This is a genomic window from Pseudarthrobacter sulfonivorans (assembly GCF_024391045.1).
In the GTDB taxonomy this organism is placed as follows: Bacteria; Actinomycetota; Actinomycetes; order Actinomycetales; family Micrococcaceae; genus Arthrobacter; species Arthrobacter sulfonivorans_B.
In genome coordinates this window covers 1-25,179 of sequence record NZ_JANFCZ010000029.1, presented here as the reverse complement: position 1 = coordinate 25,179, position 25,179 = coordinate 1, and the positions used below count along the sequence as shown (strand labels likewise).

23 protein-coding genes are annotated in these 25,179 nt (G+C 65.6%); 7 read left to right on the top strand and 16 right to left on the bottom strand.

The window, feature by feature from the left end; all coding sequences use genetic code 11:
- Position 1 precedes the first annotated feature (1 nt).
- The 5 genes from NQJ30_RS16355 to NQJ30_RS16335 all read right to left on the bottom strand — a co-directional run bounded on the left by NQJ30_RS16355 (position 2) and on the right by NQJ30_RS16335 (position 5,309).
- Positions 2–1,207 (bottom strand): pseudouridine synthase, encoded by a 1,206-nt coding sequence (locus tag NQJ30_RS16355; RefSeq protein WP_255771172.1) that lies wholly within the window; start codon positions 1,205–1,207, stop codon positions 2–4.
- Between the two features lie 112 nt (positions 1,208–1,319).
- On the bottom strand, positions 1,320–1,904 hold the full coding sequence (gene scpB, locus NQJ30_RS16350) for an SMC-Scp complex subunit ScpB (protein WP_255771191.1): 585 nt from the start codon (positions 1,902–1,904) through the stop codon (positions 1,320–1,322).
- A 104-nt stretch (positions 1,905–2,008) separates the two neighbouring features.
- Positions 2,009–2,821 (bottom strand): segregation and condensation protein A, encoded by an 813-nt coding sequence (locus tag NQJ30_RS16345; protein WP_255771171.1) that lies wholly within the window; start codon positions 2,819–2,821, stop codon positions 2,009–2,011.
- A gap of 8 nt (positions 2,822–2,829) precedes the next feature.
- Positions 2,830–3,729: a ParA family protein gene (locus NQJ30_RS16340; RefSeq protein ID WP_255771170.1), complete on the bottom strand. Its 900-nt coding sequence runs from the start codon at positions 3,727–3,729 to the stop codon at positions 2,830–2,832.
- 233 nt (positions 3,730–3,962) lie between these two features.
- Positions 3,963–5,309, bottom strand: coding sequence for a cation:dicarboxylate symporter family transporter (locus tag NQJ30_RS16335; RefSeq protein WP_255771169.1), 1,347 nt, complete (start codon positions 5,307–5,309; stop codon positions 3,963–3,965).
- A 142-nt stretch (positions 5,310–5,451) separates the two neighbouring features.
- Between NQJ30_RS16335 and NQJ30_RS16330 the strand changes: the two genes are divergently transcribed.
- Both NQJ30_RS16330 and NQJ30_RS16325 read left to right on the top strand, forming a co-directional pair.
- Positions 5,452–7,089: a sensor histidine kinase gene (locus NQJ30_RS16330; RefSeq protein WP_255771168.1), complete on the top strand. Its 1,638-nt coding sequence runs from the start codon at positions 5,452–5,454 to the stop codon at positions 7,087–7,089.
- Positions 7,086–7,799, top strand: a complete 714-nt coding sequence (locus NQJ30_RS16325; RefSeq protein WP_255771167.1) for a response regulator — start codon at positions 7,086–7,088, stop codon at positions 7,797–7,799. The genes NQJ30_RS16330 and NQJ30_RS16325 overlap by 4 nt, the downstream gene beginning before the upstream one ends.
- Here the strand turns inward: NQJ30_RS16325 and NQJ30_RS16320 are convergent.
- Positions 7,796–9,694, bottom strand: coding sequence for a propionyl-CoA synthetase (locus tag NQJ30_RS16320; RefSeq protein WP_255771166.1), 1,899 nt, complete (start codon positions 9,692–9,694; stop codon positions 7,796–7,798). The genes NQJ30_RS16325 and NQJ30_RS16320 overlap by 4 nt on opposite strands.
- Before the next feature lie 175 nt (positions 9,695–9,869).
- On the opposite strand from NQJ30_RS16320, the gene NQJ30_RS16315 reads away from it, so the two are divergent.
- From NQJ30_RS16315 to NQJ30_RS16300, 4 genes are read left to right on the top strand one after another with little or no spacing between them, the layout of a single operon-like run.
- Positions 9,870–10,526: a GntR family transcriptional regulator gene (locus NQJ30_RS16315; protein ID WP_255771165.1), complete on the top strand. Its 657-nt coding sequence runs from the start codon at positions 9,870–9,872 to the stop codon at positions 10,524–10,526.
- Positions 10,519–12,039, top strand: coding sequence for an MmgE/PrpD family protein (locus NQJ30_RS16310; RefSeq protein WP_255771164.1), 1,521 nt, complete (start codon positions 10,519–10,521; stop codon positions 12,037–12,039). Before NQJ30_RS16315 ends, NQJ30_RS16310 begins: the two co-directional genes overlap by 8 nt.
- 34 nt (positions 12,040–12,073) lie before the next feature.
- On the top strand, positions 12,074–12,979 hold the full coding sequence (gene prpB / locus NQJ30_RS16305; RefSeq protein WP_255771163.1) for a methylisocitrate lyase: 906 nt from the start codon (positions 12,074–12,076) through the stop codon (positions 12,977–12,979).
- A gap of 36 nt (positions 12,980–13,015) precedes the next feature.
- Positions 13,016–14,155 (top strand): bifunctional 2-methylcitrate synthase/citrate synthase, encoded by a 1,140-nt coding sequence (locus tag NQJ30_RS16300; protein ID WP_255771162.1) that lies wholly within the window; start codon positions 13,016–13,018, stop codon positions 14,153–14,155.
- A 72-nt stretch (positions 14,156–14,227) separates the two neighbouring features.
- Here NQJ30_RS16300 and NQJ30_RS16295 read toward each other — a convergent pair whose 3' ends face one another.
- The 10 genes from NQJ30_RS16295 to NQJ30_RS16250 form a co-directional block, all read right to left on the bottom strand.
- The gene (locus NQJ30_RS16295) at positions 14,228–14,713 is read right to left on the bottom strand and encodes an 8-oxo-dGTP diphosphatase (RefSeq protein ID WP_255771161.1); all 486 of its coding nucleotides are present in this window, start codon (positions 14,711–14,713) and stop codon (positions 14,228–14,230) included.
- A gap of 20 nt (positions 14,714–14,733) precedes the next feature.
- A complete protein-coding gene (xerD, locus tag NQJ30_RS16290) occupies positions 14,734–15,732 on the bottom strand; it encodes a site-specific tyrosine recombinase XerD (RefSeq protein ID WP_255771160.1) in 999 nt (332 codons plus the stop codon).
- Complete coding sequence (locus NQJ30_RS16285; protein ID WP_255771159.1) at positions 15,732–16,394, bottom strand: NUDIX domain-containing protein; 663 nt, start codon at positions 16,392–16,394, stop codon at positions 15,732–15,734. The genes xerD and NQJ30_RS16285 overlap by 1 nt, the downstream gene beginning before the upstream one ends.
- 25 nt (positions 16,395–16,419) lie before the next feature.
- Positions 16,420–18,180: a CTP synthase gene (locus NQJ30_RS16280; protein ID WP_255771158.1), complete on the bottom strand. Its 1,761-nt coding sequence runs from the start codon at positions 18,178–18,180 to the stop codon at positions 16,420–16,422.
- An 89-nt stretch (positions 18,181–18,269) separates the two neighbouring features.
- Complete coding sequence (gene recN, locus NQJ30_RS16275; protein ID WP_255771157.1) at positions 18,270–20,009, bottom strand: DNA repair protein RecN; 1,740 nt, start codon at positions 20,007–20,009, stop codon at positions 18,270–18,272.
- Positions 20,010–20,012: 3 nt separating this feature from the next.
- Positions 20,013–21,038 (bottom strand): NAD kinase, encoded by a 1,026-nt coding sequence (locus tag NQJ30_RS16270; protein ID WP_255771156.1) that lies wholly within the window; start codon positions 21,036–21,038, stop codon positions 20,013–20,015.
- Positions 21,039–21,051: 13 nt separating this feature from the next.
- Positions 21,052–21,864, bottom strand: coding sequence for a TlyA family RNA methyltransferase (locus NQJ30_RS16265; protein ID WP_255771155.1), 813 nt, complete (start codon positions 21,862–21,864; stop codon positions 21,052–21,054).
- Between the two features lie 2 nt (positions 21,865–21,866).
- Positions 21,867–22,094, bottom strand: coding sequence for a hypothetical protein (locus tag NQJ30_RS16260; RefSeq protein WP_255771154.1), 228 nt, complete (start codon positions 22,092–22,094; stop codon positions 21,867–21,869).
- Between the two features lie 17 nt (positions 22,095–22,111).
- The gene (locus NQJ30_RS16255; protein ID WP_255771153.1) at positions 22,112–23,101 is read right to left on the bottom strand and encodes an HAD-IIA family hydrolase; all 990 of its coding nucleotides are present in this window, start codon (positions 23,099–23,101) and stop codon (positions 22,112–22,114) included.
- 6 nt (positions 23,102–23,107) lie between these two features.
- The gene (locus NQJ30_RS16250; RefSeq protein WP_255771152.1) at positions 23,108–23,920 is read right to left on the bottom strand and encodes a hypothetical protein; all 813 of its coding nucleotides are present in this window, start codon (positions 23,918–23,920) and stop codon (positions 23,108–23,110) included.
- 30 nt (positions 23,921–23,950) lie between these two features.
- On the opposite strand from NQJ30_RS16250, the gene NQJ30_RS16245 reads away from it, so the two are divergent.
- On the top strand, positions 23,951–25,179 hold a 1,229-nt coding region (locus tag NQJ30_RS16245; RefSeq protein WP_255771151.1), incomplete at its 3' end, for a hypothetical protein.

The window sequence follows — 25,179 nt, the reverse complement described above, 5'->3', positions numbered from 1 at the left end:
CTCAGAGCCCTACGGATGCCAGCAGGTGGCCGACTTCCTGCTTGCCAAGGTTGCGGATGCTGCCCTGGCGCTGGTCGCCCAGCCCGATGGGACCTACCTTGACACGCACCAGGCGCAGGACCGGGAAGCCAACAGCGTCAAACAGGCGCCGGACAATCCGGTTTTTGCCGGAGTGCAGCACAACCTCGATGAGGACGTGGCCCGGGGTGGAGTCCACCAGCCTGAAGGAGTCCACGGAGGCGAACCCGTCTTCGAGTTCCACGCCTTCCTTCAGCTGGGCGCCGATTCCCTGCGGGAAGGGTCCGCGGACCTGGACCAGGTAGGTTTTCGGGACCTCGTAGGAGGGGTGGGTCAGCCGGTTGGCCAGCTCGCCGTCGTTCGTGAGCAGCAGCAGCCCCTCGGTGGCGACGTCAAGCCTGCCAACGTGGAACAGTCGTTCGCCATGGTGGGATTTCCTTACGAAATCGCTGATGCAGGGCCGTCCGTCGGGGTCTTCCATGGTGGACACAACACCCTTGGGCTTGTTGAAGACCATGTACACGAGGTTCTCGTCCAGCTGGATGCGGAGCCCATCCACGTGGATGACAGCGGTCTTGGGATCCACACGGACCCCAAGCTCGGTGACCACCTGGCCGTCAACCTCAACCCGGCCTTCGGCGATCATTTCCTCGCAGACGCGGCGCGATGCCACCCCTGCCTGGGCCATGACTTTCTGAAGCCGGGTGCCGTCGGCGTCGTGCACTTCGGACTGCGGGACCGGACCGCGTGGTCCGCGCTTGCGTGAAGGCTTGCGGACGGGGCCAAGATTCTGGCCGAAGCGTTCGCTGCCGAACGCACGCGAGGCTGCGGCCCCCGGCTTACCGGCGCGTGGCTTGGGCTTGAGCGCCCCGGGGGTGCCGGGGGCTTTTTTGGCGCCCGGTTTCCGGGCAGCAGGCTTCCGCGATGAGGCGGAGGCCTTCCAGTCAGAGTCCCCGCGGCCAGCCGGCGATGCCGGGGCATCGCCGGGATCGACAAAGCGCTCTTCGCGCGGCTTCGGAGCCTTGTAGGGGCGGTCGCCGCCGCCGAATCCGGGGTTGCGCTTGCCGGCGGCGGCGCGGAAGCCGCCCTGCGCCGGATTGCGGCTGGCGCCGCCCTGCCCGGCATTGCGTTCTGAACTGTTGCGTCCCGAACTGTTACGTGGTGAACCCTGGCGTCCCGCCTGTGTCATGACCCGTCCTTCTATATGTTGACCGCCACGTTGTCCCAGGACAACCCTAGCCAGCCATGCAGAATTTTTCTGCCCGTATGAATACTCTTGTGCGCAGTCGGGATGGTCCCGCCTACATTCTGTCGGCGTCGTAGAACTCCGCGATGCCTTCAAGCCCCGGTAGGTGGGGTGAGAGCTGCGGCAGCTCGGCCACGGACCCGATTCCCATCCGTTCCTGAAAGTACGATGTGGTCCGGTAGAGAACGGCTCCCGATTCGGGATCATTTCCCGAATCTTCGATCAGCCCGCGCTGGGTCAATGTCCGTACGACAGAATCGACATTGACTCCCCGAATCGCGGACACCCTGGCTCTGGAGACAGGCTGTCGATACGCGATGACAGCGAGTGTTTCCAGTGCCGCCTGCGTCAGCCTGGCTGTCTGACCTTCCAGCACGAACCGGCCCACAATGTCGGCAAAATCCGCGCGGGAATAGATCCGCCAGCCACCGGCGATGCTCCGCAATTCAAAACCCCGGGGGCTGGAGCTGAAACCAGCAACGCTGGCGTCGTCCATGTCCGGGGCTTTAACAGTATAGCCGCTATACTCCCGCTGCAGTTCCGCAAGCAACTGCTCGACGACGGCGACTGTCAGGTTAAGGCCGGTGGCGAGTTCCGTGGCGGTGGCCGGCTGGTCCAGAACCATCAGGACCGCCTCCAGGGCAGCCTTGGCGCCTCCGGGAAGCGAGTGGACGTCCGGATCTCCCTGCCCGTCCTCGTCCCCGGCACCTGCCGCCGCGGCCGGGGTGGCTAAAAAGTCCTCAGTCACAGTTGCTCCTCATACTCTTCCCTCAGGTTTTCTGTTGACCACCCGGTGCCGTCTGCCGTCCAGTGCACGGTGAGGTCCCCCAGCGGCGAGAGCTGGTCAAAGGACACCGCCCGGTCACGGAACATTTCCAGCAAGGCCAGGAACCGGGCTACGACCACCAGGGTGGATTCGGCGTCGGCTATCAGCGCCCGGAAGGACAGGGGCCTTCCCAGCTGCAGCCGCAGCCCCAGGATTTCAGCCTGTTCCCTGACGCTGACGGCACTGCCGTGCAGGTGTGCCAGGCCAACCTCAGTGGGCCTGGGTGCCTTGGGCTGCAGTGCTGCTTCGGCCAGGCGCGCGAATTGCTGTGGCGTATGTTTCCACACCAACTCCGGCAGCATGGCGGCGAAGTGCTCCTCGAGGGCAACCTGCCGTGGAACCCGCTGTGCCTCCTGTTCCAGGCTTTCGGCCATCAGCGCGGCCACCTGCTTGAACGCCTTGTACTGGAGCAGACGGGCAAACAGGAGGTCGCGGGCCTCCAGCCGGGCGATGTCCTCGTCGTCTTCCACTTCGCCGGCCGGCAGCAGCCGTGCTGCCTTGAGGTCCAGGAGCGTGGCGGCGATGACGAGGAACTCGCTGGCTTCGTCCAGCGCCCATTCCTCACCCAGCTCCTGGAGCTTCCTGATGTACCTGATGAACTCATCAGTGACGGTGGCGATGGCCACCTCGGTGATGTCCAGCTGATGCTTGGCGATGAGGCCCAGCAAGAGGTCAAACGGTCCCGTAAAGTTGGCCAGCCGCACCTCAAAGCCGGGCTTGGATTCAGCCACGGACCTGACTAGGGTGCGCCGCCGCGGGAAATCAATTCCTTGGCCAGGCGCCGGTACGCATCAGCGCCAATGTGGTTCCCTGCGTAGCTTGTGATCGGCTCGGCCGCCACGGTGGCGTCAGCGAACTTGATGGAGCGCTTGATGACCGTCTCAAAGACTTTGTCGCCGAAGGCCTCCACGAGCCGGGCGATGACTTCCCGGCTGTGAAGCGTGCGGGCGTCGTACATCGTGGCGAGGACGCCGTCCACCTGCAGCCGGGGGTTGAGCCGGTCCTGGACTTTGTCGATGGTCTCCACCAGCAGGGCCACCGCACGGAGCGCAAAGAACTCGCAGATCAGCGGGATGATCACGCCATGCGCCGCAGTCAGGGCGTTGACCGTCAGGAGGCCCAGTGACGGCTGGCAGTCGATGAGAACGACGTCGTAGTCGTCTTCGACTTTCTTCAGCGCCCTGTCCAGGACCTGTTCGCGGGCCACCTCGTTGACCAGCTGCACCTCAGCGGCGGAGAGGTCGATGTTGGCGGGCAGGAGATCGACGTTTTCGACGCCGGTCCGGTGGATTGCATCCCGGATGTCCACCTTGCGGTCCATCAGGACGTTGTAGACCGTCAGGTCCAGTTCGTGGGGATTGACTCCCAGGCCCGCGGACAGCGCACCCTGGGGGTCAAAGTCAACCAGCAGCACCCGGCGGCCGTATTCGGCCAGGGCAGCCGCCAGGTTGATGGTTGAGGTGGTCTTGCCAACGCCGCCCTTTTGGTTGACCATGGCGATCACTCGGGCGGGACCGTGGGATGACAGCGGTGCGGGTTCGGGAAATTCGCGGTGGGGGCGCCCTGTGGGACCCATCACGGCGTCTTCCAGATCGAGTTCCGTGCCTTCCAGAGTTGCTGAACCCTGTTCGCTGCTCACGTATCTATCCACACTTTCGATGACGGTGATTTTTCCTGCCGCTGATGGTCCAGCGCCGATCCTGCTTTTCACCTAGGCTACAGGCCCCGACACGGTATTCGAGGGAACTTGACTTTGTGTGCATTCTGAGCCTTGACCTTCTGGTAGAAGTCGAAGGTTAATCTTCCGCACATGCAAACCGCCCGTGCAGCCGGGCTGCACGGGCGGTTTCATCGCAGGCTCAGGGGCACATCTTAGGCGTGCGCCGTGACCTCCGGATTTGCGGGGGACGTAGCCATCCGGTCGCCGTGGCCGGCCATCATGGTCTGCTCATCAAAGGGGATGGCGCCGGACAGGACATTGGTGACCTGCTCGCCGTCGATCTCCTTCACCCAGGTGCCGATCAGGACGGTGGCGACAGCGTTGCCGGTGAAGTTTGTCAGTGCGCGGGCCTCGGACATAAAGCGGTCGATGCCGACAATCATGCCCACGCCGCCCAGCAGCTGGGGTGCGTGCGCCTGGAGTCCGGCCGCCAGGGTGGCCAGGCCGGCACCGGTGACGCCGGCGGCACCCTTGGAGGCGATGATCATGAAGATCAGCAGCGAAACCTGTGCTCCGAGATCCATCGGCATGCCCATGGCGTTGGCCACGAACAGCGACGCCATGGTCAGGTAGATGGCGGTGCCGTCAAGGTTGAAGGAGTAGCCGGTGGGTACGGTCACGCCCACAACCGGCTTGGAAACCCCCAGATGCTCCATTTTGGCGATGAGGCGCGGCAGGGCAGCCTCGGAGGACGAGGTGGAGAAAATCAGCAGGTATTCACGGGCCAGGTACTTCATGAGCTTGAAGATGTTCACACCGGCAACAACCTGGAGGATTCCACCCAGGATGACCACGATGAACAGGGCACACGTGATGTAGAAGGCGGCCATCAGCGTGAACATGCTGATGATTGCCTGGAAGCCCGTGGCGCCGACAACAGCAGCGATGGCACCGAAGGCACCAACGGGAGCGAGCCACATGATCATGATGAGGATCCGGAAGACGAGTGCCTGGCCGTGGCCGATGGCCTTGAGGATCGGGGCACCCTGCGGGCCCATCTTCTGCAGCGCAAAACCAACGAGGATGGCCGCGAGGAGTGTGGGCAGGACGGGGATGTCGCCGGGAATGATGCCCAGCAGGAAGTCCACGGTGCTGTCCGTGGCAGCCTTCTTGTTGGGGTCATAAGGGGTCAGGTTGAGGCCCTCACCGGGGTGAATGAGATTGCCCACCACCAGGCCGATTGCGAGCGCAAAGGTGGACATGACCACGAAGTAGACCAGCGCCAGGCCGCCCACCTTGCCGACCGTTGCGGCTTTGGCGATGGAGCCGATGCCCAGGACGATGGTGCAGAAGATGATGGGTGCGATCATCATCTTGATGAGTTTGATGAAGCCGTCGCCGAGGGGCTTCAGTGATTTGCCGACCTCCGGGAACATCAGGCCGACGACGGCTCCCAGAATGACGGCGGCAATGACGGCCATGTAGAGGTAATGCGATTTGTCCAGGCCCTTTCGGGCGGCCTTTGCAGGCGCTGCTGACTCTCCTCGTTGAGAAGCCAAGGTGTGTCTCCTTATGTGGATAATCTGGTAGACGCTGCGGCTCATTCTCTGGGCTCATCGCGTCCGTCGGTGTGATATCCATCATTAGGCACACCGTGACTCAGCTCACCGTTGCGTTCATATTGGTCATGGGAGGTGATTGATGATCCACCGCTGGAGTATCGCCCGAAGGCTCTTTGTTGCCAATCTGCTGATTGTGCTGGCCTTCATCGCGGTGGTGGGCACAGCCACCTATGTGGACGCGCGGGACCGCAGCTACGAGGAAGCCGGGCGCCGGATGACCGGTGTGGCGGCCGCCGTCGCAGCCAATCCCCTGGTCCTGCAGGCCGCCGGCACCGCGGACCCGTCCGCAGTGCTGCAGCCCTATGCGCTGGACGTGATGGCGGGCTCCGGGGCGGATTTTGTCACCATCATGGCCCCGGACAGGACCCGCTGGACCCATCCCCGGAACGAGGAGCTCGGCAAGCCGTACATCGGGTCCATCGATGCGCCGTTGCGCGGTGAGGTATTTACCGAAGTCACTGCCGGAACACTGGGACCATCGGTGCGGACTGTGGTTCCGGTCAAGGATTCGGCGGGGAACGTCAAGGCCCTGGTTGCCGCGGGGGTCACCGTACGGACAGTCGATGTGGCCTTGTCCGGCCGGTTGCCGGCGTTGCTTGCCCTCGGCGGGGCTCTCCTCGTGGGCGGCTCGCTGGCCTCCTGGCTGTTGGGCCGTTACCTGCGACGGGTGACCCGCGGCTGGGGGCCCGAGCAGTTGGCGCAGCTCTTTGCCTACTACGAATCGGTGCTTCACTCCGTCCGGGAAGGACTTATCCTCATCGATACCAAAGGCAGGGTGGTGATGTTCAACGACCAGGCGGCAGACCTGCTGGGCCTGGAGCCCCGCGGCCCGGAGAACGATCCTTCCCGGCCGCCGCTGCTGGCGGACCTGCCGGTGGCACCGAGCCTGAAGGACCTCTTCGAATCGGGCCGGACGGCCCACGATGAGATCCACCTGACGGGTCCGCGGATCGTGGTGGTGAACCAGGGTCCGGCCGTTGAGCCGGTCTCCTCCGGCATCCGCCGACCTGCCGTCTTCGGTACAGTGGCCACCATCCGTGACCGGACTGAGATCGAGTCGCTGGGCAGCGAACTGGAAACCATGCGCACGCTGTCGGGCGCCCTCCGGGCACAGACCCACGAGCACGCCAACCGGCTGCACACCCTGGTTTCCCTGCTGGAGCTGGGCCGCACCCGGGAGGCCCTGGAGTTTGCCACCCAGGACCTGGAACTGAGCCAGCAACTCACGGACGAGATGGTGAACTCCGTGGACGAGCCCGTTCTCAGCGCCCTGATTATGGGAAAGGCTGCGGAAGCGAACGAACGCGGGGTCAGGCTGACGCTCGACGCCCAGGGATCTGCGTCCGTGGCCGGCCTGGCGGTCCAGGACCTTGTCACCATATTGGGAAACCTCCTGGACAACGCGATCGACGCCGCCGCGGACAGCCCGGCGCCGAAGTCCGTGCAGCTGACCGTTGAGTCCGACGCCGAGGGCCTGGACATCACAGTGGAGGACTCCGGCCCGGGCGTGGATCCGGCTGCGGTGGAGGACATTTTCCGGCAGGGCTTCAGCACCAAGGCTGCGGGCCCCTTCGGGCGGGGCATTGGCCTGGCCCTGGTCCGCCAGGCCGTACAGCGCCTGGACGGTACCATGACCATCACCGGCACACACGGCGCATGCTTCCACGTCTTTCTGCCGGCAGCCGTGGGGATCGATCAAGAGGAGCAGGTCCTGTGAGTGAAATCCGCGTCCTGGTGGTGGAGGACGAACCCGTGGCGTCGGCCGCGCATGCGGCCTACGTGGGGCGGATGCCGGGGTTCTCGCTGGCAGGTACCGCACCGGACGGCCAGTCCGCGCTCAGGCTGCTGACCGAGCTCGCTGCCGCCGGCCAACCGGTGGAACTCGTCCTGCTGGATATGAACCTCCCGGACCTGCATGGCCTCGACATCGCCCGGCGGATGCGGTCCGCAGGGATCCTGGCGGACATCATCGCGATCACCGCCGTGCGCGAGGTGGCGATTGTCCGGAGTGCCGTGGCCATCGGGGTGGTCCAGTACCTGATCAAGCCGTTCACCTTTGCGACGTTCGCGGACAAGCTCGGCAGCTACCGGCTGTTCCGGCAACAGCTGGCGGCCCCGGCAGCCGGGGCAGGCAGGGCCGGGGCGTCCCAGAGCGAGGTGGACCAGGCGTTCGCGAGCCTCCGGGCGCCGTCGGAGCTGCCGTTGCCAAAAGGCCTGTCCGGTTCCACCCTCGACTCCGTCAAGGAGTACCTGAAGCGGCAAGGGAGCGCCGTTTCGGCCACCGAGGTCATGACCGCACTGGGCATGTCGCGGGTGACGGCCCGCCGCTACCTGGAATACCTTGCCGATGCCGGCATCCTCACCCGCGCACCCCGCTACGGGACGCCGGGCCGTCCGGAAAACGAATACGGCTGGAACCGCTCCTAGGCGGCGCCGTCCGGCCGCAGCACGCCCACCAACTGGCCCAGGACGTCAGGGTCCTCAATCGTGGACGGGACTACGTACTCGTCGCCGTCGGCAATCTGGCGCATCGTCTTGCGCAGGATCTTCCCCGACCGGGTCTTAGGCAGGGCCTGCACCACCGTGGCGTGCTTGAAGTCGGCCACCGGTCCAATGTCTTTCCGCACCAGGGCCACCAACTCACGGACAAGCTGGTCTTCATCGGCGTCCACTCCGGCTTTGAGGACCACGTAGCCGCTGGCGCGCTGCCCCTTGAGGGGGTCGGCCACGCCAATGACGGCGCATTCGGCGACAGCCGGATGGCTGGAGATGACCTGCTCAATCGCACCGGTGGACAGGCGGTGGCCTGCCACGTTGATGATGTCATCGGTGCGGCCCATCACAAAGACGTAGCCATCGGCGTCCCGGTAACCGCTGTCACCCGTAACGTAGCTGCCCTCGAAGGCCGCGAGGTAGGAGGACACGTAGCGGTCATCGTTCCGCCAGAGCGTAGTCAGGGTCCCGGGCGGCAACGGCAGGCCCAGCACAATGTTGCCTTCCTCCCCCTGTTCCACCGGCTCGCCGGAGCCGTCCACGATGCTCAGCGCAAAGCCTGGCATCGGCACCGTGGGTGACCCGGGCTTGAAGGGCAAATCCTCCAAGCCGCGGGGATTGGCGCAGATAGCCCACCCGGTCTCGGTCTGCCACCAGTGGTCCACCACCGGGACACCCAAAACCTCGCCGGCCCAGCGGTAGGTTTCGGTGTCGAGCCGTTCTCCCGCCGCAAACAGCGTCCGCAGGCTGGAGATGTCGTAGCGGGCAAGCTCCGCCGCCTGCGGGTCGGCTTTCCGGATGGCCCGGAGGGCCGTAGGTGCCGTGAACAGTACATTCACGTGATGGTCCTGGACAACGCGCCAGAACGCGCCGGCGTCGGGAGTGCCCACGGGTTTTCCCTCGTACAGCACCGTCGTGGCGCCGGCCAGCAGCGGCCCGTAAACAATGTACGAGTGGCCCACCACCCACCCCACGTCGGAAGCCGTCCACATCACGTCCCCGGGTCCGATGTCGTAAATGTTCGCCATGGTCCACGACAGGGCGACGGCGTGCCCGCCGTTGTCCCGCACCACACCCTTGGGTGTGCCCGTGGTGCCGGAGGTGTAAAGGATGTAGAGGGGATCCGTTGCGGCCACGTCCACGGGTGCGGCCGGAACAGCGTGTTCCATGGCTTTGTCCCAGTCCAGCCATCCCGGGAAGTCGGCCATCGCGGTAGCGAAGCCTTCCCGGCCTTTGACGATGACCGGGAGCGTGCCGGCGCTGCTTAGATCCAGGGCTTCGGCGACGGCCGGCAGATACTCCACCCGCCGGGACGGTTCAATGCCGCCCGAGGCGGTGACGATGACCGATGGCTTGGCGTCGTCAATCCGCGCCGCCAGTTCCTTCGGCGCGAAGCCGCCGAAGACCACCGAATGCACCGCTCCGAGCCGGGCGGTCGCCAGCATGGCAATGGCCGCTTCGGGAATCATGGGCATGTAGATGACCACGCGGTCGCCCTTGCCGACGCCCTGCGAGCGCAACACCCCGGCGAATCGTGCCACAAGGGCTGTGAGTTCGGAATAGGTGTAGCTGCGCTTGATTCCCAGCATCGCCGAGTCGTAGATCAGGGCGTCCTGGTCGCCGCGGCCGGCTTCGATGTGCCGGTCCAGGGCGTTGTAGCAGGTGTTCAGCATGCCGTCCGGAAACCAGCGGTACAGCGGAGCCGCCGAGTCATCCAGCGCCGCAGTCGGTGCCGTGCTCCAGGACACCGCCCTCGACGCCTCCAGCCAGAACTCGTCACGCTTTTCCAGGCTCCGCGCATAGGTTTCCTGATAATTCATACCCACCATGATGAGCTCCCGTCGACGCTGACATTTGCCCTCCATGCTATGCGCAGCACCGTCCCGGCACAAGGGTTTTGTATACATAAGAGCGGCTGAAGTCAGGCAAACAGGGAAAGGTCTAGGCGGAAATGCCCTTTCGTGTATACACTGAGGATCATCCACGCAACGAGGGGAGGAAACCTTGAGAGCCAGCGACAAAGCCTATGCTGCACTCCGCGAAGACATCATTGAATGGCGCCTCGCGCCAGGTACCGTCCTCGCCGAAGTGGAACAATCCGAACGCCTCGGGGTGTCCCGCACCCCTGTCCGGGAGGCGCTCAGCCGGCTGAACGCAGAAGGGCTCACGACGGCGGCGGGCGGCCGCGGCGTCGTCGTCACCGATATCTCCCTCGAAGACATCGACGAGATGTTCGAGCTGCGTGAGACCCTCGAGGGCAAGGCGGCGGCGCTGGCCGCCGAACGCGGCGAGCGCGTTGTTTTCGAACAGCTCCATGCCGACCTGCTGCGCGCCCCCGAACTGATCAGCCAGGACGACCCCGCCCGGCACGCGTACTACGCGCTGGTGGGGCGACTCGATGAGGCGATTGACGCCGCCATCTCCAACTCATATCTCGCCCAGGCAATGCGCAGCCTGCGGGTCCACCTGGTCCGGGTTCGCCGCCTCGCAGCCGATGACGCCCAGCGGCTGAACGCGGCGGCCGCCGAGCATGCGGCCATTGCCGAGGCCATCGCTGCCGGCAACGCCAAACTCGCTGAAGCAGCCACCACCTTGCATCTGCACCGCAGTCTTTCCCACGTCAAAGCCACCCACTCACCGAATGAGGAGCACCATGGTTAAGCTCAACCACGTCCGTGTCTACAAGAGCGAAGAGAACCTCGCCCGCGAGGACCAGCTGGCCCACAAGATCGCAGAGGTCGCCGCCGACCCCGTCGAGGTCACCCCGGACGTCACCGAAATGGTCATCAACCGGGTCATCGACAACGCATCCGTTGCCATCGCTTCCCTGAACCGCGGCCCCATCGTCGCTGCCCGCGCCCAGGCCCTGACCCACGCACCCACCACCAACGGCAAGGGCTCAGGCGTCTTCGGCATCACCGACAGGGTCTCCCCCGAATGGGCGGCCTGGGCCAACGGTGTGGCCGTCCGCGAACTCGACTACCACGACACCTTCCTGGCGGCTGAGTACTCGCACCCCGGCGACAACATCCCGCCGATCCTGGCTGTCGCGCAGCACGTCGGAGCCAGCGGCCGGGACCTTATCCGCGGCATCGCCACCGGCTACGAAATCCAGGTCGACCTGGTGAAGGCCATTTGCCTGCACAAGCACAAGATCGACCACGTAGCCCACCTCGGCCCGTCGGCCGCCGCAGGCATCGGCACTCTCCTGGGCCTCGACGTCGAGACCATCTTCCAGTCCGTCGGCCAGGCGCTGCACACCACCACCGCCACCCGCCAGTCCCGCAAGGGCGAGATCTCCACCTGGAAGGCCCACGCACCCGCGTTCGCCGGCAAGATGGCCGTTGAAGCCGTGGACCGCGCCATGCGCGGCCAGACCTCCCCCGTGCCGATCTACGAAGGCGAAGACGGCGTCATCGCGTGGATGCTCGACGGCCCGGACGCCTCCTACGAAGTGCCGCTGCCCGAGGCCGGCGAAGCCAAACGCGCCATCATGGACACCTACACCAAGGAACACTCCGCCGAATACCAGGCCCAGGCCTGGATCGACCTGGCCCGCAAGCTGCACAAGGAGCACCCGGAAGCCACCGACCCCGCCAACGTGAAGTCGGTCTTGATCAAGACCAGCCACCACACGCACTACGTGATCGGCTCCGGCGCCAACGACCCCCAGAAGTACAGCCCCACGGCCAGCCGCGAAACGTTGGACCACTCCATCCCGTACATCTTCACCGTCGCCCTGCAGGACGGCTCCTGGCACCACGTCGATTCCTACTCCCCCGAGCGCGCCGGCCGGCCCGACACCGTGGAGCTGTGGCACAAGGTCACCACCGAGGAAGACCCGGAATGGACCCGCCGCTACCACTCACTGGACATCTCGGAAAAGGCCTTCGGCGGTTCCGTGGAGATCACCCTCAACGACGGCACCGTCATCACCGACCAGATCGCCGTGGCCGACGCCCACCCGCTCGGCGCTCGGCCCTTCGCACGCCAGCAGTACATCAACAAATTCCGCACGCTGGCGGCCGGCATCGTCGCCGACGAGGAAATCGAACGCTTCCTCGCGGCCGCCGAGAACCTTCCCAACCTCGGCCCCGGCGAGCTGGACCAGCTGAACATCACCGCCGCCCCCGGCGTCATCAACCTCAGCGACGCCCCTGCCGGCCTCTTCTAGGCAACCCACTTCCAACCTCTGACAGGGAGAACCCATGCTGTACTCCAAAACAACGCCGGAACAGAAGCGTGTGGCACTGCGGGAGATGCTCGCCTCCGGCAACATCGTGCAGTTCCCCGGCGCATTCAGTCCCCTTTCCGCACGGCTGATCGAGGAAAAGGGCTTCGCCGGCGTGTACATCTCCGGTGCTGTGCTGGCCAACGACCTTGGCCTGCCGGACATCGGCCTGACTACCCTGACCGAGGTTGCCACCCGGGCCGGGCAGATCGCCCGCATGACCGACCTGCCCTGCCTGGTGGACGCCGACACCGGATTCGGTGAGCCCATGAACGTGGCCCGCAGCATCCAGGAACTCGAAAACGCCGGGCTGGCCGGCTGCCACATCGAGGACCAGTTCAACCCGAAGCGGTGCGGCCACCTGGACGGCAAGAACGTAGTGGACCTGGACACGGCTACCAAGCGTATCCGGGCTGCGGCAGACGCGCGCCGCGACCCGAACTTCCTCGTTATGGCCCGGACCGACATCCGGGCCGTCGAGGGGATCGAGGCCGCCCAGGAGCGGGCCCGTGCCCTGGTGGACGCCGGCGCCGACGCCATCTTCCCGGAGGCCATGAAGGATCTGTCCGAGTTCCAGGCCATCCGCGACGCGGTGGACGTGCCGGTCCTGGCCAACATGACCGAGTTTGGCAAGAGCGATCTGTTCACCGTTGACCAGCTGCAGTCGGTGGGCGTCAACATGGTGATTTACCCGGTCACGCTCCTGCGCATTGCCATGGGCGCTGCAGAGCGTACGCTGGAATCGATCAAGGCAACAGGGTCCCAGGAAGCACAGGTGGAAAACATGCTCACCCGTGCGCGTCTCTATGACCTTGTGGACTACGAGGCCTACAACCAATTCGATACCGGCGTATTCAACTTCCAGATTCCCGGCGTCCGGTAGGACCGCGGGAAAACCGCAAGAACGAAGGAGTTCAACATGGCTGCTGAAGATATTAAAAAGGGCCTGGCCGGCGTCGTGGTGGACTACACCGCGGTCTCCAAGGTCAACCCCGACACCAACTCGCTGCTGTACCGCGGCTACCCCGTCCAGGAGCTGGCCGCAAAGTGCAGTTTCGAGGAGGTGGCTTACCTGCTCTGGAACGGCGAACTGCCCACGCCGGAGCAGCTGGCGGAATTCACTGCCCGCGAGCGTGCCGGCCGCGCGCTGGATCCGGTGGTGAAGAAGGTCATCGACGCACTGCCCACCACGGCCCACCCCATGGACGTGTGCCGGACGGCGGCGTCGGTACTGGGCGCGCGGCATCAGCTTGCTGAGGATTCCTCGCCGGAGGCCAACATGGCCAAGGCTGTGGATCTTTTCGCTGCCATGCCCGCCGTCGTTGCCTATGACCAGCGGCGCCGCCGCGGCCAGGACGTGGTGGAACCGCGGGAGGACCTGGGCTACTCGGCCAACTTCCTGTGGATGGCATTCGGCGAAGACCCGGTGGACGAGGTCATTGAGGCCTTCAACGTCTCGATGATCCTGTACGCCGAGCACTCATTCAACGCCTCAACCTTCACCGCACGGGTGGTCACCTCAACCCTCGCCGACCTGCATTCGGCCGTGACGGCGGCCATCGGCGCGCTCAAGGGGCCCCTGCACGGCGGCGCCAACGAGGCCGTCATGCACACCTTTGACGAGATCGGCATCCGGCCCGAGGAATCCCTCGAGGACGCCGCCGCCCGGGCCAAGGCCTGGATGGAGGACGCCCTGGCACAGAAGAAGAAGGTCATGGGCTTCGGCCACCGCGTTTACAAGCACGGCGATTCCCGTGTTCCCACCATGAAAGCCGCCCTGGACAAGATGATTGCCCACTACGGCCGGCCGGAGCTGCTGGGACTCTACAACGGGCTCGAACAGGCCATGGACGAGGCCAAAGCCATCAAGCCAAACCTCGACTACCCGGCAGGACCCACCTATCACCTGATGGGCTTCGACACCCCCACGTTCACGCCGCTGTTCGTAGCCAGCCGGATCACCGGCTGGACCGCGCACATCATGGAACAGGCTGCCTCGAACTCCCTGATCCGGCCGCTGAGCGAATACAACGGCCCGGAGGAACGGCACGTGCCGTAACCGGCTCAAGCACGGAACGACGGCGGGTCAGTCACCTTAAGGGGTGGCCGGCCCGCCGTTTGTGTTTCGGCGTCAGCGGGTAGAGTAGTCCAGCACTTCGCGGACGGTCTCGTTGTCGTCGTTCAGGACCACGGTGAGCCGCAGCAGGGACCCGCCCAGAGCACGGGGCAGCCAGTGCTCGGCGTCCTGCCACATCCGCTCCACCGGCAGGGATCCGACGTCGAACCATTCCGGCCGGATCTCGGTACTCTCGGAGGGCTCGCCGTCCCAGCGCTCCGCCACAAACAGGCGGGTGCGCATGTTCCACTCCGGGCGGGCCGGAAAGTGGAAGGCCACAACGCCGGCGTCGCGCAGGTCGGCTTCAAGCACTACGACGCCCGCTTCCTCCTGGACTTCGCGGCACGCGGCTTCCGCGTCGCTCTCCCCCGGCTCAACGTGGCCGCCCAGACCAACAATCTTGCCCAGCCCGAATCCGGTCTTCTTCGTACCCAGGAGGACCTGGAACACGCCCGATTCGATGCGGGTGAGGAAGCACAGGGTGACAGGGACGAACGTCATATCCCTACCCTATAGCGGTCTTAGCCGAGCGCCCTGGGATGCGCGGCGGCGTAGATTTCGCGGAGGGTGTCCGCGGTGACCAGGGTATAAACCTGGGTGGTGGTGACGGAGGCGTGGCCCAGCAGTTCCTGTACCACACGGACGTCCGCTCCGCCCTCCAGCAGGTGGGTGGCGAACGAATGCCGGAGGGTGTGCGGCGACACATCCTTGGTGATGTTGGCTTTATCTGCCGCCGCCTTCAGGATGGTCCAGGCGCTCTGCCGGCTGATCCTGCCACCCCTCGCGTTCAGAAAGAGGGCCGGGGTGCCCTTGCCCTTCGCCGCCAGCAGCGGGCGGGCCCGCACGAGGTAAGCGTCCAGGGCCCGGGCCCCGTAGGAGCCCAGCGGAACCAGCCGTTCCTTGGATCCCTTGCCGAACAGGCGGACGATCGCGGGTCCTTCCGCATCGTCCTGCAGTGAGATGTCGTCAACGTCCAGGCCCACGGCCTCACTGATCCGGGCGCCGGTGGAATAGAGGAATTCAAGAAGGGCGCGGTCCCGGAGCCCTGTGGCGGTGTCCGTACCGGCCGCTTCGAGAATGCGGGTGACCTCGTCCACACTGATGGCCTTTGGCAGCCTTTTGCCCGGCATCGGCGGATGGACGTCGCTGGCGGGATCCGTCGTCGTCAGCCCTTCCAGTGCCCAAAACTTGTGCAGGCCCCGGACGGCAACCACCGTCCGGGCCGCGGACCTGACGCCCAGGGCGGTGCCGCCGTCGGAACCGTCATTGAGGGCAAGGACGAACCCCGTGACGTGGTGGCGGGTGATCTGGTCAGGACTCTCGCAGCCCTGCGCCGTCAGGTATCGGGAGTACCTTGCCAGGTCGCGCCGGTACGCGGCGAGCGTGTTCGGGGCCAGTCCGCGTTCGACGCCCATGTGCTGGAGGTAAGCCGTGACGGCGCGGAGGATGGGTGCCTGGGGAGGGACGGGCGGAGCTTCGGTTTCCGGGGCAGCAGTTTCCGCGGAGGTTGGGGCTGTCATCAGCGCTGGCTGGGATGCGCAGGCCAGGGCGCGTCCCCCGGACGCAGCCCGTCAAACCCGTCGGCACGGGCAGCGGCTGCTGCCAGGATCCCGACGACGGCGGACGGGTTGTGCAGCCGTCCCGCCAGGACGGACGCCACGGCGTCGTCGAGCGCGATCCAGTGGAATTCGATTTCGGCTTCCTCGTCGGTCCGTTCGTGGCGCTCGTGATGGGGCACTTCGGTGAGGCCGCGCGCGAGGTAGATCCGGATGGCTTCACTGGAGGACCCGGGTGAGTTGAAAAAGTCGGCCAGGACGTTCCAGGTGGAGGCTGCGAGGTCTGCTTCCTCAGCCAGTTCGCGGGCAGCGCCCACCACAAAGTCCTCGCCCTCGACATCAAGCAGGCCGGCCGGGATTTCCCAGAGGTCCATGCCCACGGGGTGCCGGTACTGCCTGATGAGCAGCACCTCGCCGGCGGCGTTCATCGGCAGAACCGCCACCGCTCCGGGATGGTCGATGTAATCACGGGTCAGTGCCTCGCCGGTCTCGCTCAGCTGGAAGCTGTCGCTGACCACGTCCCAGATCCGGCCCTCGTAGACCTTTTCCGTAGACAAAAGACGGCGCGGGCTCGGTGCATCCGAAACCTGCTTTGCAGCTGGAGTCGTCTCAGGTGTACCGGGCATCGCGCCGTCCTCTACTTATTCGGTTCTATTGTGCTGCAACCGTACGTGACGGCTTGGCAGCCGGCGCGTCCTGTGCGTCCAGGTCCTGGGCGTTCTGGTGGTCCAGGGCCGCCTTGATCAGCCCGCTGAAGAGCGGGTGGGGGCGGGTGGGACGCGAGCTCAGTTCCGGGTGCGCCTGGGTTGCCACGTAGTACGGGTGGACCTCGCGCGGCAGTTCAACATATTCCACGAGCTTGCCGTCCGGGGACGTTCCGGAGAACACGAGACCCTGGGCCGCAATCTGCTCGCGGTACTTGTTGTTGACCTCGTAGCGGTGGCGGTGGCGTTCGCTCACGGTGGTCTTGCCGTAGGTTTCCGCGACGACGGAACCTTCGTCGAGCTTTGCCTCGTACAGGCCCAGGCGCATGGTGCCGCCGAGGTCGCCCTTGCCTTCCACGATGTCCAGCTGCTCTTCCATCGTTGCGATCACCGGGTACTTGGAGTCGGGTTCGAATTCGCTGGAGGATGCGCCCTCCAGGCCAACCACGTTGCGCGCATATTCGATCACCATGCACTGCAGGCCGAGGCAGAGGCCCAAAACCGGAAGCTTGGATTCGCGGGCGTACTTCAGTGCGCCCAGCTTTCCTTCGAGGCCGCGGATGCCGAAGCCGCCGGGAACACAGATGGCGTCCACGCCGTCGAGGGACGCGACGGCGCCCTCATGGGTTTCGCACTCGTCCGACGGGACCCAGCGGATCTTGACCTTGGTGTCGTTGGCGAAGCCGCCGGCGCGCAGGGCCTCGGTGACGGACAGGTAGGCGTCCGGGAGGTCGATGTACTTGCCCACAAGGGCAATTTCGACGTGGTGCTTGGGGTTGTGCACTGCCTGGAGCAGCTTGTCCCAGCTGGTCCAGTCCACATCCTTGAACGGCAGGTCCAGAGCGCGGACGATATAGGAGTCCAGGCCCTGCGTGTGCAGCGTCTTGGGAATGTCGTAGATGCTGGGGGCGTCCGGGCAGCCGATGACAGCTTCCAGGTCGACGTCGCACATGCGGCCGATCTTGGCGCGCATGGCCTCGGGGATCTCACGGTCCGAGCGGATCACGATGGCCTCCGGCTGGATGCCGATGGAGCGCAAGGCTGCTACGGAGTGCTGGGTCGGCTTGGTCTTCAGTTCCTGCGACGGTCCGATGTACGGGACCAGCGAGACGTGGACGAAGAACACGTTGCCGCGGCCCACGTCCTGGCGGACCTGGCGGGCGGATTCGAGGAACGGCTGGGATTCGATGTCTCCCACAGTGCCGCCGATTTCGGTGATGATGACGTCCGGGGCGTTCTTGCCCTCGGCGGGCAGGCGCATGCGGCGCTTGATCTCATCGGTGATGTGCGGGATGACCTGGACGGTGTCGCCGAGGTATTCGCCGCGGCGTTCCTTGGCGATGACGGTGGAGTAGACCTGGCCGGTGGTGACGTTGGCTGAACCTTCGAGGTTTTCGTCCAGGAAGCGTTCGTAGTGCCCGATGTCCAGGTCCGTCTCGGCGCCGTCGTCCGTGACGAAGACTTCACCATGCTGGAAGGGGTTCATCGTGCCCGGATCCACGTTCAGGTAGGGATCGAGCTTCTGCATAGTTACAGACAAGCCACGTGCCCGCAGGAGGTGACCGAGGCTCGAAGCCGTCAGTCCCTTACCGAGCGAGGACGCCACACCACCGGTTACGAAGATGTGTTTGGTCGTCTTGGATGAACCCGGGAACCGGGAATTTACACGGGAATTTGATCGCTGCACCACGGAATTCGAGCCTATCATCAATTGAGCCTTTCCCGGATCAGGAACTGGTTCCCCAAATGATCCAGTGTGCACGGCGGCACCCCTTTGGATCAAGGGTTGGCTGCCGGTCAGGCCCGTTGCGGAAGCAGTTTTGCGTCGTCAAGGAGCTCTTGGGCGTGTGCCTGCGCCGATTCGGAGTCTTCCTGGCCTGCGAGCATGCGGGCGAGTTCCTTCACGCGTTCGGTGCCATCGAGGAGTCGCACATCACTGGATGTGAATCCGGTGACAGTGCCGCCGTCGGCTCCCCGGACCGACGTTTTGGTGACGGTGATGTGCTGGTCAGCGAACGCCGCCACCTGCGGCAGGTGCGTGACCACCAGGACCTGTACGTGCCGGGCAAGCATCGCGAGCCGGCGTCCGATTTCGACGGCGGCCCGGCCGCCGACGCCCGCGTCCACTTCGTCGAACACGAAGGTGGGGACCGGGTCCACCGCCGCCAGCACCACTTCAATGGCGAGCATCACGCGGGACAGCTCACCGCCGGAGGCGCCCTTGCCGAGCGGCCGCGCCGGAGCGCCGGAGTGCGGCCGGAGCAGGAACGAGATCTCGTCCGCGCCGTGCGGTGTCAGCTGTCCGGCACCTTCGAGGGTGATCACCAGGGTGGCATCTGCCATGGCCAGCGCCTTGAGTTCGGCACTCACCCGGCTGGAGAGGTCTTTCGCCGCCTTGGCCCGGATTTTGCTGATGCTTGCGGCCTGCTTCTGCAGTTCCGCCTCGGCCCGGACCACCTCGGCGTCCAGTGTCTCGATCCGGGTGGAGTCGTCCTGGAGTTCATCGAAACGGGCCCGGGCGTTCCCGGCCCATACCAGGACTTCATCGATGCTGGGGGCGTATTTTCGGACCAGTTTGGCCAAGGAAGCGCGGCGGTCCTCGATCTCTGCGAGCCGTTCCGGGCCCTCCGAGTCCAGGCCTGCCTGGTAGCTGGCAAGCTCCGTGGCAATATCGTTGAGCAGGAAGCCCACTTCGGCCAGCCGTGATGCCGCGGCCCCCAGTTCGGCGTCGTGTTCGGCGACATTTTCCAGGGTCCGTTTCGCGGCGTCCACCAAGGTGGTGGCGTCCCCCTCATCTCCGTAGTCCTCGGCGATGAGCGCCTGGTGGGCGGTGTTTGCCGCGATCCTAAGTTCCTCCACGTTGGCCAGCTTCATGGCCTCCGCCTTCAGGAGCTCGTCCTCACCCGGCTGCGGATCCACCTCGTCGATCTCGGCCAGCGCAATCTCCAGCGACTCGGCCTCACGGAGCCTGTCGCGGGCAGCGCTGCGGAGGGTTTCCAGCTCCGCCTGGCTGGCCTTCCAGCGGCCGTACAGCTCCTGGTAGGTGCCCAGCGGGCCCGCCAGGGCGTCGCCGGCAAACTTGTCCAGGGCGCCGCGCTGGGCGGCGGCCCCCTTCAGCCTGATCTGGTCCGACTGGCCATGGACCACCACCAGGGTCTCGCCGATCTCGGCGAGGACGCCAACAGGTGCGGCACGCCCGCCCAGGAAGGCACGGCTGCGCCCGTCGGCACCGAGGCGGCGGGCCAGAATAAGTTCCGCGCCGCCGTCGTACTCTTCGACGTCGGCGCCTGCGTCCACCGCCCGGGCGATCGCCGGGTGCCCGGCGTCGAGCTTCAGCACGGCTTCCGCAGAGGCGCTCTTCGCGCCGCTGCGTACCGCCCCGGCGTCCGATCTGGCTCCCAGCAGGAGGCCGACGGCGGTGACCACCATCGTTTTGCCGGCACCGGTCTCGCCGGTGACAACGCTCAGCCCGGGGCCCAGCGGCAGGGTGGCGTCCGTGATGACGCCGAGATCGCGGATTCTCAGTTCTTCAAGCATGGTTCACTTTGCGTTCGCGGGATCGGTTTCGTCTTCTGGCTGGTCCCTGGCGGGAACCTGAAGCGGCGGCATGGGCCCGAGTGTCCTGACCACCGGGATGGGCCCGGTGTGGATGGCATCCGACTGGGGCACGGGCCCCCGCCAACCATGGATCGGCAGCTCAAACTTGCGGACCAGCCGGGCGGAGAAAGGCGTCTGGTGGGTCCTGGCCAGCCGGACCGGGGTGGCGGACTTTGTCACTTCCACGCGTGCGCCGGGCGGCAGATCCACCGAACGCCGGCCGTCGCACCAGAGCACGCCCTGGGCCCCCGTACGGGTGAGGACTTCCACGGCTAGCCGTGACCGCGGGGATACCACCAGTGGCTTGGCGAAGAGCGCGTGTGCGCTGATGGGGACAATCAGGAGGGCTTCGACCTCGGGCCAAACCACGGGCCCCCCTGCGGAGAATGCGTAGGCGGTGGAGCCTGTGGGCGTGGCCAGCACCACGCCGTCGCAGCCGTAGGACGTCAGGGGGCGCTCATCCACTTCGGTGACCACCTCCAGCATGCGTTCGCGGTTGCCTTTTTCGATGGCGGCCTCGTTGAGGGCCCAGGTGTGCCAGATCTTCTGGCCACGGACCCAGACCTGAACGTCGATGGTCATGCGCTCTTCGACAGTGTAATCGCGACGTGCGATCCACTCCACCGTCTGGGCCAGGTCTGCCCGCTCGCTCTCGGCAAGGAAACCGACATGGCCAAGGTTGACGCCCAGCAACGGCACATCGACTTCCCGGACCAGTTCAGCGGCACGCAGGATGGTGCCGTCGCCGCCCAAAACCATGACGAGTTCCACGTCCGGCAGCCGGACGTGGTCGTGCAGGATTTCCACCGGCTGGGTGAGATGGCCAAAAAAACGCTCCATGTCTGCCAGTTCGGACTCCTGCATCACCGGCACAATTCCGGAGTCGTGGAGCATGGCACAGGCTTCCCAGGCAGCCTTTAAGGATTCCTCGCGGCCAGTGTGGGCAAGGACAAGTACTCGCCTGCTCATCGGGTTCCGCCTTCTAATGGTTCGGCCAGATTCGTCCAAGCAGACCGTCAAGGGCTGCATGGCGCTCTTCGATCTTAGGCAGGTCTTGGGTGATCCTGCGTTTTATCCACAGGAAGTATTCGACGTTTCCGTCCTGGCCGGGCAAGGGACTTTCCGCCAGGCCGCACAGGTCCAGTCCGGCGTCGAGCGCTGAATTTGCCACCTTTTCCACCGCCATCCGGCGTTCGCGTTCGGACGTGACCACGCCCGTGCGGCCCAGCCGGTCCTTGCCGATCTCGAACTGGGGCTTGACCATCAGCACCAGGTCGCCGCCCTGCAGCGTGCACTGGGCAAGTGGGTGGACCACGAGGGTCAGCGAAATGAAGGCGAGATCGGCCACAGTAATTTCGGCCTGCCCGCCGATGTCCGCCGGCGTCATGTAGCGCACGTTCATGCCTTCGTGCACGGCCACCCGGGCGTCCTCCCGGAGCTGCGGCACCATCTGACCGTGCCCGACGTCGACCGCCACCACGTGTGCCCCACCGCGCCTGAGGAGCACCTCGGTGAAGCCGCCGGTGGAGGCACCGGCGTCGAGGCACCTTTTGCCTTCCACGACAACGTCCGGGAACGCATCCAGCGCCCCCGCGAGTTTGTGGCCGGCCCGGCTGACGTAGGTGTCCTCGTCGGTGTGTTGAACCGCCAGGTCCTTCTCCTCCGGTATTTGCAGGGAGGCCTTGGACAGGACCTGCCCCGCCGAGCTCACTTTGCCCTCGGCGATCAGTGCAGCCGCGTGGGTGCGTGACCTCGCCAGGCCGCGGGCCACCAGGGCCTGGTCAAGCCGTGCCATGCTCAGGCCTTTCCTTCACGGGGAGTGTCCCGATTCAACGCCTCCAGCAGGGCGTCGTGCAGTTCCGTGTAGACCTGGTCGTGTACCGCGACAGGCCGGTCCGCGAGGCCGTCCAGGGCCGCAACAATGGACGCGACCTCCGGATCGCTGACTTTTGGCGCGGCATTCCCCGGCCATTGGGGTGTTAGCTGGGCTGCGTGGCCGTTCTGCTCGTCGTTCAGCTCAGTCATTGAACCAGTCTACTGACCTACGGGGTAAGCCATTCGAGCTGGGGTGCCCTGGCCTCGGCAGCCTCCGGCACGGCGGCCCACCATGCGGCACAGGCAGCCCGCCACGCGTCAAGATCGTCCTCGCGCCCTTGGACCCTGACCGTGTCCCCGCGGACGTGGGCCGAGGCAGCACCGCAGCGGTACGTCCCGTCGGTGTTGTTGACGGCAGGGTAGGGCCGGTGGAGGTCGCTGAGGTCGCTGATCATGTAGTCCGGGCGTTCTGCGGTGCGCGCGGCCAGGATGGTGCGCTTGGTGTCGACGCCGGTCAGTACGGCCACCGTAGCGAAGCCAGCGTTGTTGCCGCCGAGGATGTCCGTGTCCAGCCGGTCGCCCACGACCAGGGGACGGTCAGCGGCGAGCCGCTTTGCCGCGGCGTGGAAAAGCGGAGCCTCGGGCTTGCCGGCCACCAGGGGCGTCTGGCCCGTTGCTCCCGCAACGGCTGCGATGAAGGCGCCGTTGCCGGGAGCGATCCCCCGGGCCTGCGGGATGGTGGAGTCCGTGTTGGTGGCCACCCAGAGGGCCCCGGCGGAGATCACGTAGCAGGCCTCGGCCAGGTCTTTCCAGCCGATCCCGGGATTGAAGCCCTGGACCACCGCTACGGGATCCTCGTCCTGGCCGCTGACCGGCGTCAGTCCTACCAGCTCGATCTCCTGGGCCAGCGCCGGGCTGCCGGTGATCAGTACCCTGGCTCCCGGGGGCAGCATCGAGGACAGCAGTTCTGCTGCAGCCTGGGAGGAACTGACAACCTGGTTGTCCTCGGCCGGCGCTCCCAGTTCACGCAGATGGGCGGCGACCTGGGCGGGCGTGCGGGAGGCGTTGTTGGTCACGTATCCGAGGCCAATGTCCAGACCCGCGAGTTGCTGCAGGGATTCGACGGCGCCGGGGATGGCGTCCGGGCCGGCGTACACCACACCGTCCAGGTCTGCCAGGAGTGCGTCAAACAGGGAGATCAGGGAAACGTCAGTCATGGCGGGCTAGTTGTCCTGTCCTTCTGAAAGGCCGGCTTCGTCTGCGTTCTCGAAGTCGCCGGCGTCGGCGGATTCCTCGTGCACGTCCGGTGAGGCCTCTGCAGAAACAGCACCGGGCTCCAACTCATCCGGTTCGAGCGAATCCTCATCGGATTCGGCGTCATCAGACTCGAAGTAGTCGGATTCCACGTCATCGATGGCGGCGTCCACACCCGTGGACGCACCCGTTTCTGCAGGAGCCGCCTCGCTTTGCGTCCGAGCCGCGGCGGCTTCTTCAGGAGCACCGGCGGCACGTTCCAGCAGACGGCGACGCTGGGCTTCCTCGCGGGCTTCCTCTTCTTCGTCCCAGCCCAGGTCCACGATGTCAGGTTCTTCGTCGACACCCAGGCCCAGGGCATTCTCGGCAACGACAGCCTGCTTCTGCCATTTTGAGGCTTCCTCCTGGCGGCCCACGGCGGCCAGGGCGTCGGCGTAGGCGCGGAACAGCCGGGGGCTGTAGGAGAAGGCGCGGTTCATGTCCAGCTGCGCAATTTCGAGCTCTGCGACGGCGGCGTCCAGCTGTCCGAGGTCTGTCCGGGCGCCCGCTGCCACAATGGCCAACTCGACCTTGCCCGGTGCGTCCAGGTCATTGGCTTCTTCCGAACGCACCACGTCCAGGGCACGGTCGGGCCGGCCCAGGCCACGTTCGCAGTCCGCCATTACAGGCAGGTGGACGTTGGAACCGCTGATACGGCGGTAGGTCCGGAATTCGCGCAGAGCCTCGCCGTAATGTCCGGCCGAATATGCGGTCAGCCCGACGGCTTCACGGACGGCTGCCAAGCGGCCACCCCGCCGGCTCGCGGCCAGGGCATGCTGGAAAGCAAGCTCCGGTTCTTCATCGATCAGGCGGCCGGACATCACGAGGTGACGGGCAACCCATTCCGCGCTCTTGGCTTCCAGCGTCTTAATCTGGTGCTGGGTGGCACGGTCAAGTTCCTTGCCCGTGACATCCTCGTCGATTTCAGGGGAACGTTCCCGGTCGGGGCGGTTGGCGCTGCGAAGGTCTCGGGCATTGGGGACACGGGCCGGACGGTCCTCGGCGCGGTCACGACCGAACTGACGCGGACCGGAGTCGCCGCGGTCAAAACTGCGGGGTGCACGGTCCTGGCGGTCGCCGAACGGCTTGCGGTTGTCGCCGCCGGAGAACCCGCGACGCTCGCCTTCACCTTCACGGCGCGGACGATCACCGTAAGGCTTGTTGCCGCGGTCACCGTAGGGCTTGCGTTCTCCCCCGCCGCCGCCGAAGCTGCGACGGTCACCTTCACCGTCACGGCGCGGACGGTCACCAATGGGCTTACGATCACGGTCGCCACCGCCGAAGCCACGACGATCACCCTCACCCTCACGGCGCGAACGGTCACCAAACGGCTTACGATCACGGTCGCCACCGCCGAAGCCACGACGATCACCCTCACCCTCACGACGGGGACGGTCACCAAACGGCTTACGATCACGGTCGCCACCGCCGAAGCCACGACGATCACCCTCACCCTCACGACGGGGACGATCACCAAACGGCTTACGATCACGGTCGCCACCGCCGAAGCCACGACGATCACCCTCACCCTCACGACGGGGACGATCACCAAAGGGCTTACTGTCGCGATCCCCGAACGGCTTGCGCTCCCCGAAGGACTTGCGGTCGCCGGAGTCCGCCCCACGCTTTGGACCCTCGGAATTGCGGTCATCGCGGGACCGGAATCCGCGTGGATCGCCACCGGAGTTGTTCGCTCCGCGGAAGGTGCCGCGATCGTTCCTGCCGCGATTGCCGCCGTTGTGCTCAGCCATGGGGATTCCTCCTGTTGTGAGCCGACTACTGGCGCAATCGCAGCCGCTCGTTCCGTGTTTCGTTATCCTACGCAACCCGAAATCAAGCGCTTCGAAGTCCGTACATCTCAGTCAATTCTAAGCGAGACGCCCCCAGACCATGACATGGATCCGCATGCGAAGCCAGGTCGTGGGAATGTTCACACTTCTCTGAAACGCTCTCGCGGTTGTTGCGGGTTTCGGGGGGACGCTCTCGCGGTTCGTGTGGGTGT

Excerpts from the sequence above, each read along its gene's own strand:
- NQJ30_RS16260 (WP_255771154.1), bottom strand. The coding sequence starts at position 22,094 with ATGACTGAGCTGAACGACGAGCAGAACGGCCACGCAGCCCAGCTAACA.
- NQJ30_RS16285 (WP_255771159.1), bottom strand. The coding sequence starts at position 16,394 with ATGCCCGGTACACCTGAGACGACTCCAGCTGCAAAGCAGGTTTCGGAT.
- prpB (WP_255771163.1), top strand. The coding sequence starts at position 12,074 with ATGCTGTACTCCAAAACAACGCCGGAACAGAAGCGTGTGGCACTGCGG.
- NQJ30_RS16270 (WP_255771156.1), bottom strand. The coding sequence starts at position 21,038 with ATGAGCAGGCGAGTACTTGTCCTTGCCCACACTGGCCGCGAGGAATCC.
- NQJ30_RS16320 (WP_255771166.1), bottom strand. The coding sequence starts at position 9,694 with ATGGTGGGTATGAATTATCAGGAAACCTATGCGCGGAGCCTGGAAAAG.
- NQJ30_RS16295 (WP_255771161.1), bottom strand. The coding sequence starts at position 14,713 with ATGACGTTCGTCCCTGTCACCCTGTGCTTCCTCACCCGCATCGAATCG.
- NQJ30_RS16355 (WP_255771172.1), bottom strand. The coding sequence starts at position 1,207 with ATGACACAGGCGGGACGCCAGGGTTCACCACGTAACAGTTCGGGACGC.
- xerD (WP_255771160.1), bottom strand. The coding sequence starts at position 15,732 with ATGACAGCCCCAACCTCCGCGGAAACTGCTGCCCCGGAAACCGAAGCT.
- NQJ30_RS16265 (WP_255771155.1), bottom strand. The coding sequence starts at position 21,864 with ATGGCACGGCTTGACCAGGCCCTGGTGGCCCGCGGCCTGGCGAGGTCA.
- NQJ30_RS16310 (WP_255771164.1), top strand. The coding sequence starts at position 10,519 with ATGGTTAAGCTCAACCACGTCCGTGTCTACAAGAGCGAAGAGAACCTC.
- NQJ30_RS16300 (WP_255771162.1), top strand. The coding sequence starts at position 13,016 with ATGGCTGCTGAAGATATTAAAAAGGGCCTGGCCGGCGTCGTGGTGGAC.
- NQJ30_RS16280 (WP_255771158.1), bottom strand. The coding sequence starts at position 18,180 with ATGATAGGCTCGAATTCCGTGGTGCAGCGATCAAATTCCCGTGTAAAT.
- NQJ30_RS16255 (WP_255771153.1), bottom strand. The coding sequence starts at position 23,101 with ATGACTGACGTTTCCCTGATCTCCCTGTTTGACGCACTCCTGGCAGAC.
- NQJ30_RS16330 (WP_255771168.1), top strand. The coding sequence starts at position 5,452 with ATGATCCACCGCTGGAGTATCGCCCGAAGGCTCTTTGTTGCCAATCTG.
- recN (WP_255771157.1), bottom strand. The coding sequence starts at position 20,009 with ATGCTTGAAGAACTGAGAATCCGCGATCTCGGCGTCATCACGGACGCC.